The organism is Shewanella chilikensis, from assembly GCF_002836945.1.
GTDB classification, from domain to species: domain Bacteria; phylum Pseudomonadota; class Gammaproteobacteria; order Enterobacterales; family Shewanellaceae; genus Shewanella; species Shewanella chilikensis.
On sequence record NZ_NIJM01000017.1, the window covers coordinates 81,332 to 87,638 of the forward strand.

Sequence of the window (6,307 nt, forward strand, 5' to 3'; positions counted from 1 at the left end):
CAGTTTGTTATGTGTAAAATCACGATTATCGGAGTAAAGAAAAATATTTATCCAAGGTGATCTCTGCTACCCAACACTCCAGCGTACCTTCACAGGATAAACCTAATGGGTTCAAAGGAGTACAGGCACTTTTGATAGGTACTAGAGAGTTTTCAATTTGATATTCAAAAGTGTAATATTCCGTTTTATATATGAATTTATCCCCCAATAAACGACCATTCTCATCGTCGTGCCTCATAAAATAACGCGTAATTACGTGGACTTCCTCATCGTTCTCTTCAACTAATTGAGAAACAACATTGGCCATTCCTTCGTAACATTCAAATATTAGTTCAGAGAACTTATATTCATTAAAAGTATCAGTCATATTGATAGGGCGAAAATATATATGAGGTCTAAGAATAACACCTTCCTTAGAACTAAAAGCCACATTTAATCCACTATGAGGCACTTGTTCATATAAGCTTTTTTTAAGAATCAAATGTTGGTCGAAATATATAACCTCATATAAATCATCACTCATTTACACTACATCTCCTTAACTTGTTGGCAGATTCAAATCCACACATAAAAATCAAGCCACCCACTGTAAAACAATAACTTAATCTTCTTTCTGTCTGCGTTCAAGCACCAGTAGGGGATTTGAGCACCCGGAGGTAGAAAGATATCCATGAGTTGCAGAGGTTTGATGAAATCGAACCTATTTCACGCAAAAATGCGAGATTTGAGCCGTGCTAGCCCAACCCATGCTTCAGGGGATTTCAACAACTGTGGTTGAGATAGAGTGGGGTTCAGGCCGTTTGAAAGTACTGACAGCTGGTTGCAAAATGCCGTCGTCGCTTCTCCAAGTGTTCGCAGTAGCAGCTGAGCTCTTGCAAGGTGCCTACCGGCCCATGAAATAGTCTTCCAAATTCAGGGGAAAGGTCACACCCAACCACGGCGGTGGTCATAATTCTTGCCCGAGTAGGCATCATCACCACACAGAAAGGCACGCCGCACCACGCGGCTGCAACAATGGTAGTAAGGCGTATCTTCAAGGCTGATTTGAGTTCGGCGAGGGAGCGGCATAATAACCTCCTTGTTAAATGCTTAAACAAAGCATAGTCGGAGGCTAACCTCCGCGCCATTAACGTTGGGTGTCCATTTTTTCTTTTAATAGCCTTCTTGTTAAATGCTTAAACAAAGCACAGTCGGAGGCTAACTACCGCGCCATTAACGCTGGGTGTCCATTTTTGTTTTGCATTTTGTTTATTTTACTGCACTTGTTGTACGGCTTCTTCTTCATCTTTACCTTTACTACTAGGTCTACTTCGATTGATAGTGCTATTGACAAGCTTAAAGACTTTATCCCGAAATTCAGGTATGTTTTTTAAAGCTTCTTTAAAGTCACTCGAGTCGGCCAATTCATGCCAAGGAGTTCCGTGAGACGGGTCATCCACGAATCTTAAAGGTGCCTCCTCCACTCGGCTCAAAGCTGATTCAAATAACCTCGCTTCTAATTTTTCATCAATGCGAGCCGCTTCTTTTCTATAACCTTCATATGCTTTTGCGACTGAGGCTTTGAAACCATAGTCTTCAGCAAGCTTGAATCGCTGACCGATTTGTTTAGTTGAAAGCCAAGCAAACCACAATGGTGCACCGAGACTGACTATAGCTAGAAGAAAATGCATTAAGACCATTCCCCATTTGGGGTCGGGATCGGATAATGAGCCTGTAAGTATTTCTATTCTCTGCGCACCGACATACCACGCAGCTCCTAGCGCACAAAGCAACCCAAAAACCCAAACCCACATAGATCTAGCCAATTGCTTCGCCCGTAGATCAAAAGCCCCAGCCAAGCCTTTGCTTGTTGTTATTCAACAAAATGAAGACACCCATAATTCTTGGCAGATTGTTGGCTCCTTGTCTAGGCTTGAATGGAGCCTTTGAAAAGGAAAGGATGCCATGCCGAGGCCAAGATATGCTCAAGTTAGTCTTCAGGACACCCCCTTCTATCACTGCATCTCCCGCTGTGTCCGCCGCGCCTTTCTATGTGGCGTTGATGACTATTCGGGCAAGAGCTATGAACATCGTCGTGATTGGGTTGAGTCGCGCTTATTGGAACTGGCGGCAGTGTTCGCCATTGACTTGTGTGCCTATGCGCTCATGTCCAATCATCTGCATTTGATACTCAGAGTTGACTTGAAAACCGCCACTGAATGGACATTGGAGCAGGTTTTACAGCGTTGGCACCTGCTTTACAGTGGAACCCTGTTATCCCAGCGTTTTCTGCGCGGTGAAACACTTTCTGATATTGAATATCTGACCCTGCAACAAACCACTGAAGTCTATCGCCAACGTTTGATGGATATCAGTTGGTTTATGCGTGCGCTCAATGAACCTATTGCCAGACAAGCCAATCGGGAAGACGGTTGCAGTGGTCGCTTTTGGGAAGGCCGCTTCAAATCCCAGCCATTGTTGGATGACGCAGCCGTATTGGCCTGCATGGCTTATGTTGACTTGAACCCTATCCGCGCGGGAATAGCCAAAACCCCAGAAGACTCAGACTATACCAGTATTCAACGGCGGATACGGGCCGCGATGCAAGGCAAAAACACACCTGAGCTGTTACCCTTTGTCGGCAATGAACGGCTGAACATGCCACAAGGATTGCACTTTGAAGCCAAGGATTATCTGCAACTGGTCGATGATACCGGACGTATTATCCGCCACGACAAGCGCGGCCACATTACTGCCGGCACAACAACCATTTTGAATCGTTTAAACATCCCCATCGACAACTGGCTCAAGTTGACGACCAACTTTAGCCGTCTATTCAAAGGGCCGGTTGGTACACTGGAATCTCTTACGGACTACTGTACTCACCTGCAACGACGACGAAGGCAAGGGGCCGCTAATTGTCAGCAGCTGTTTAGCTGAATCCCCGAGGCTCCAAGATATTTCTCTCCAATCGAACTTTGTCCGACCTCCACCGTGTCTGAAATTCGACTTTTGCGCTCATTTCAATAACTGAATGGCCCTCAAAAGGCTTGAAAGATGATTTTCTCCCAGTGAAAACATCAGTTTTTCTGAGCTAATAATGGGTGTCTTTGTTATTTCTCTCTGCTGACACTTCAGATATTTCAAGCTACTCAGCGCTAACACAGCTAATAATGGGTGTCTTTGTTGTTTTCTCTTAAACAGTTTGTTATGTGTTAAAACTCAAAGCCAGTCGTTCTTAGTCGCTTTTTTTTGTGCCTTTTAGATTTCAAACTCACCTTTGCTTGAAGTTTATCGATTAAAGTATCGAGCTCTGCGTCCCCCATTCTTTCAGAATAAAGTTCAACAATTGATTCTATTCTTTCGTCGGAAAAATCATAAAGATACTTTGTTAATTCATCAGCTAACTTCGTTAAGAACGGTTTCACTTTGCAATTTACCCGATTATAGAAAAGCTCTAGATTGTCACAGTTATACTCGTCATCGTTCTTGAACTCCTTAATGTTTTTTTTAACATTTCCCTCGATGTAAGGGGAATGTTTTATATTATTATTTACTAGTCTAAGTTGGTTGATGAATGGATACTCATTAATTTCCCCAAATTTTATTTCATGTTCAGCCATTAGACCTTTAACATTTTCCCATTGATACAGTGACTTATTACTCTGGTTCGGGAAAGTATGAGATATTAGTTCCTTTAAAATAATCTCGTATGTTTTATACAAGTTTAGAACTTTCATCTCAACGAGGGACTTCAGCTTCTCTTTTGATACTTCTAAATCGAAATGTAAATCCGACAACTCGTAAAGAATATCTTCAACATCATCTGGAATACCATTTACCGCAATATCGAGGTCATCCCAGGAAATACAGCTGTGTTTTTCATTAACCTCATTAAATCTTTTTTCTAATTCATTTATATCATTGCGAAGTTCATTCTCAGAATTTTCAATAGCTTTATCAAAAAGGAAGTCTAACCTTTCTGGAATCCCTTGAATAAACAGTTTTTTACTTTCTCTATTTCTCACATTAACACCTTTTACACATAACGCCAAAAGCACCGGTGCGCGTTAGCGCATCCGGTGCCTTTTCTTGTTAGGCTTTCCCCTTCAGACATCGGCTTCAACGTCGATTAAATCAACGCATGTCTGAGGCCTAGAGTGGTTATCACCCGTATGCCACTCCCCATTTACAATACGAATATTGTCCAGTCTGTCTACTGGCATGCAGCGCCAGTTTTGAGGGGAGTTCGGGACAATAGGGCCGCTGCTGCTACTACCGCCAAACTGATAAAACAGGGCCTGCTCCCTGCCATTTTTTGTCCCGATAACATGTGGGCACATTTCCCTAGGATGGCCGTCGTAGTCAGCGAAAACCTGCTGCTTATTAAGAATAGCCCCACGAATAAGATCATAGTTGTTGCTCATCTGCCTCTCCTTTTGCTTAGTTGTTATTCCTTTTCACGCACAGCCTAACGCTTTAAACAGCGGAAAACGCGAGCGCAGCGAGTGGTTTTCCGATGATTTAACTTGTTAGCAGCACGATTCACCGAGGTTCACCAGATTTGATTAGATTATGCCGTTCGTCTGTCCACGGAAAATCGGACAATGTAAGAAATACTGCATCGTATGATCTCAAAATTTCTACGGATTCTAGTGAAAAACAGCCTCCAACAACTACTAACTTTTCGTTACTTCCTTCGTTGATTTTCTTTAGTGCTTTCTCAACAAGACTGCTCTTCACTACATCTTTTCGATTGTGGGGAAACGTAATCAAAGTACAAACATCTGGAAGCTCGACTTCACTAGCGACAGCTAAGCTTTTGTATTCGGTTGGTACTCGCTCCTTTATGAGTCGAGACTTAACATTCCTATCTATTCGAAACTTCATAGTGCCTGCTAACGCTCAAAGCAGTGGCCGCATTAGCGGTCCAGCTGACTTTGCTTGTTAGCTGGGGTGATATATCTACAACATTCTTTTAACTCTTTCTCAGCTATTGATTTTTCCATATATAGTGCCTCAGAACCCGCACGATACTTAAGACCTAAATTTTCGAAACTACCAGTAATTTTTAAAAAGTGTTCTTTTCCTGCTTCAATAGGAATTTCAAAACTTAAATCAGGCCACCCAGCATCCCATGCCCAGTCAACGGTCACGTTATGGTTGCCTGGTGATAGATAAATCCATGTATATGCTTTTTCTGGTGGATCGATGATCTTATTGCTGTCAACTAATATACTTGGTGTTCTTAAAATTGGATACGCGCCCACACGATAAATGTACAAGGTACCACTGTTATCATTAGCTATAGGTGCAGGTCTATAAGGCGGCGCATCTTTTGGTATAGAGGCACAACCAGACAAGACAGCTAACATTATAATTGGTAAGATTTTTCTCATAGTTTTTCCTTTAGTACAGCTAACAGCTGTATAGTGCGCATGCGCGTTTTAGTCCTCGGAGGAGTGTAAACGCGCATCGCTATCTGTTTGTATTAGCTGGATATAATTGAGTTTAGTCTTAATATCCCTTGCAGCGAAACGCGCATGCGCGGTTTCCAAACCTATTATCTACCAGCTGTATTTTTTAACATTATGAATTTAATGCCATTTTCTAAAATGTTACAGAAATAACGCGCAAACTTAGCTACAAATTCCCGGCATTTTGTCGAGAAGGTCAATAATACTGTATAGAAAATCAGTTCTGAGGTGCTTGTCATGAGCGCGCCAAGCCGTACAACCAAGGGTCCTACAACCCAGGCCTTACAAAAACGTTGAGTAAGGCCATGGCTACCGCACGGGTCCAAACTCTGTTCGTCCCTGCATTCCGCTGAAAGCGGAAAAGTGTTGCAGCTTCTGGCCTTAAGCTTAAGAAAGTGCTAAAGCTAAGCGTTTGAATTAGTTATACAATACCCAGTACTGAATTTGAAAACAATTAGCCAAAGGTCAAGTTTTTGACAAAGGCCACAAAACCCTGATTTGGTTTGTTTTTGAAGCAGAATTGACTGAGTGTTTGCATTCTTCCCTGTTTTCGACGGTCACAGTCCCACTTAGTACTGGCCGAGCTTCCGGCCACGGTGTAGCCAATCACCTGCGGTGCGCCTTTCGCACAGGCGATCCTGTGACTCGCTGCGAGTACGTCCCTGTAAGCTCTGCCTCGCCATCCCTGGCTCGGAAGGTCACAGTTTCGCCTGTGCCTGGAAATGAGGTGTATGTCTGCGGACACTTCAGATGTTTCAAGTTATTTAGTGTTAACAGAATTGCACCAATACCCCCTTCGGTGTCGCCGAAAGCCGTTGGCGCAAATAACGTGGCTGAGGCATGGATGCCGA

General features: G+C 43.0%; 6 protein-coding genes and 1 pseudogene. 1 reads left to right on the forward strand and 6 read right to left on the reverse strand.

Features of this window, described 5'->3' with window-relative positions; translation table 11 throughout:
• Positions 1-25: 25 nt before the first annotated feature.
• The 3 genes and pseudogenes from CX651_RS08695 to CX651_RS08705 all read right to left on the reverse strand — a co-directional run bounded on the left by CX651_RS08695 (position 26) and on the right by CX651_RS08705 (position 1,805).
• Positions 26-523, reverse strand: coding sequence for a hypothetical protein (locus CX651_RS08695; protein ID WP_025887940.1), 498 nt, complete (start codon positions 521-523; stop codon positions 26-28).
• 404 nt (positions 524-927) lie between these two features.
• Positions 928-1,068, reverse strand: a pseudogene (locus CX651_RS08700) (transposase); the annotation flags it as partial.
• Positions 1,069-1,253: 185 nt separating this feature from the next.
• Complete coding sequence (locus CX651_RS08705) at positions 1,254-1,805, reverse strand: hypothetical protein (protein WP_146225974.1); 552 nt, start codon at positions 1,803-1,805, stop codon at positions 1,254-1,256.
• Between the two features lie 139 nt (positions 1,806-1,944).
• Here CX651_RS08705 and CX651_RS08710 point away from each other — a divergent pair, with 139 nt between their 5' ends.
• Positions 1,945-2,919: a transposase gene (locus CX651_RS08710; RefSeq protein WP_101055586.1), complete on the forward strand. Its 975-nt coding sequence runs from the start codon at positions 1,945-1,947 to the stop codon at positions 2,917-2,919.
• A 275-nt stretch (positions 2,920-3,194) separates the two neighbouring features.
• Here the strand turns inward: CX651_RS08710 and CX651_RS08715 are convergent, their stop codons facing one another.
• The 3 genes from CX651_RS08715 to CX651_RS08730 form a co-directional block, all read right to left on the reverse strand.
• Positions 3,195-4,007 carry a hypothetical protein gene (locus CX651_RS08715; protein WP_101055588.1) on the reverse strand — a complete coding sequence of 271 codons (813 nt, stop codon included), beginning with the start codon at positions 4,005-4,007 and terminating at the stop codon, positions 3,195-3,197.
• Positions 4,008-4,088: 81 nt separating this feature from the next.
• Positions 4,089-4,406 carry a hypothetical protein gene (locus tag CX651_RS08720; RefSeq protein WP_101055590.1) on the reverse strand — a complete coding sequence of 106 codons (318 nt, stop codon included), beginning with the start codon at positions 4,404-4,406 and terminating at the stop codon, positions 4,089-4,091.
• A gap of 495 nt (positions 4,407-4,901) precedes the next feature.
• Positions 4,902-5,378: a DUF2846 domain-containing protein gene (locus CX651_RS08730; protein ID WP_101055593.1), complete on the reverse strand. Its 477-nt coding sequence runs from the start codon at positions 5,376-5,378 to the stop codon at positions 4,902-4,904.
• Positions 5,379-6,307: the final 929 nt, after the last annotated feature.

Coding starts and splice junctions, on each gene's coding strand:
- CX651_RS08710 (WP_101055586.1), top strand. CDS start 1,945: ATGCCGAGGCCAAGATATGCTCAAGTTAGTCTTCAGGACACCCCCTTC.
- CX651_RS08695 (WP_025887940.1), bottom strand. CDS start 523: ATGAGTGATGATTTATATGAGGTTATATATTTCGACCAACATTTGATT.
- CX651_RS08730 (WP_101055593.1), bottom strand. CDS start 5,378: ATGAGAAAAATCTTACCAATTATAATGTTAGCTGTCTTGTCTGGTTGT.
- CX651_RS08720 (WP_101055590.1), bottom strand. CDS start 4,406: ATGAGCAACAACTATGATCTTATTCGTGGGGCTATTCTTAATAAGCAG.